A 1,626-nucleotide genomic window follows, 5' to 3' on the forward strand; every position below is an offset into this window, starting at 1 on the left:
AGGACTGGGTATGCCTGAAACTCAGTATATTGCTTAAGAACCGAACAACTTTAGGCTGCCATGTCTTCCAACCGAATTAAGCAACAAAGCCCTTTACACCTGTTCGTTTTCTGATCTCACGAACTTTCCGGTGGCACTATATGTGAAGTATTTATGGCAGGTTAGTCTATTACTGGTTCTAACTGTTTCGTAATGGTTCTTTTGCGCGGCTTCTTTTTTTTGGTGGCTAATTCGCAAGATGGTGGCATTTTTACACCTGGTTGTCAGGTTCATCGAACGCATCCTTTGTCAGCTAAAGTGCTTCAAACTGTGATGGCTTGTTGTATGTCGCTTCTTAGCCAAGTGCATTTTTCTGGTTGGGTTTGAGTTTGGTAGTTTTCAGTTTTACATTGGTGTTCAAAGCCAGTAGTTTTGTAACTAATTCAGCATCTTGGCGCTAAACTTTAGTTACATCGCGCAGCAATCTAACACATATGAGCCTTTCTCTGGTCAATAGGCAATAGCATTCTTTTGGCTGCGTCAGCAGCCAATGCTCTCGAACAACAAAGTCGTCTACTTCGTTCTGTCATTTCCGCCATTAAGTCGTTGCTTACGTCAAACACATATAGAGGGTCTCTTACTGCGGTCTCACCGCTGCCTGCCGCTTGTGTGACAGGGCCACTAGACATTCATCGGTTAACCCAGGCTGGCACTATTCAAGAAAAAGGCTAAACAATGGTTTTCCAGTTATCTTCAGGCTCAGGCTAGGTGTAAGCAACTTTGTTGTTCGTTGTAATGCGCACCAATGGGGCGGCTAATCAAGGCAATCGGGCTTGGACGACGTTTGGCACAGCAGACCATTCGGGTTTAGTGCCCATAGAACTTAGTCAGCAACGTGCTCTTTCTCAGCACCAGTTAGACCTTCAGCTCACCCCATTGTGCGACTTATTCGGGTAAGAACCGACGTTCATCAAACACGGTTTTGTTCCTCAACATAAAGTAAACGCAGCGTCCCAGTTTGTGTGCGAGAGCTGATAAGGCTTTGGCTTTGCTCATCCGTTTTTGCAAGCGGGTGAGGTATTTCTTGGCTTTTTCGTTCCCCCGAAGGTAAAGCACGGCGGCTTCTGAGAACGCCCATTTCAGGTGGGCATTCCCGATTTTATTCCCACTGGTACCGTATTGTTTTCCTGCTGATTCAGCTTTGCATTTAATCAAACGGGAATAAGAGGCGAAGTGCTGAACCGTTGGAAAGCGCTGGATATTGCCAATCTCATAGAGAATGGTCAGCGCCAAGATACGGCCAATACCGGGGACCGTTTGTAACAGCTGGTAATCGTGCGGGTTATGTTGTTTGGCGCTTTGTTCGATGAAGTGTTCAACGCTCGCTAGCTCCTTGGTGTAAAAGGCAATCACATTCAAATCGATATCGAGATTACGATTAATGGCAGGTTCCCTGAATCGGTTACGTACTTCTTCTCTGGCATAGGGATAGCGAAGTTGAAGATTAGGTGCTGGGAGATTGTACTGGCTGAATGTGTTGGACACATGCGCTTTGGTAAGACCCCAGAACTCTATACACTTTCAAGCTTCTGATAATACTGTCTTTCGTATTCATTCGGTGACAGTCCACCATTAGTACCATGATTC

Annotated in this window: 1 pseudogene; it reads right to left on the reverse strand. The window is 45.7% G+C overall.

Going from position 1 to position 1,626, the window contains the following annotated elements:
• Nucleotides 1-924 precede the first annotated feature (924 nt).
• Nucleotides 925-1,560 (reverse strand): annotated as a pseudogene (locus tag B5D35_RS23630) (transposase); the annotation flags it as partial.
• Nucleotides 1,561-1,626: the final 66 nt, after the last annotated feature.

It is taken from the genome of Enterovibrio nigricans DSM 22720 (assembly GCF_900167155.1).
GTDB classification, from domain to species: Bacteria; Pseudomonadota; Gammaproteobacteria; order Enterobacterales; family Vibrionaceae; genus Enterovibrio; species Enterovibrio nigricans.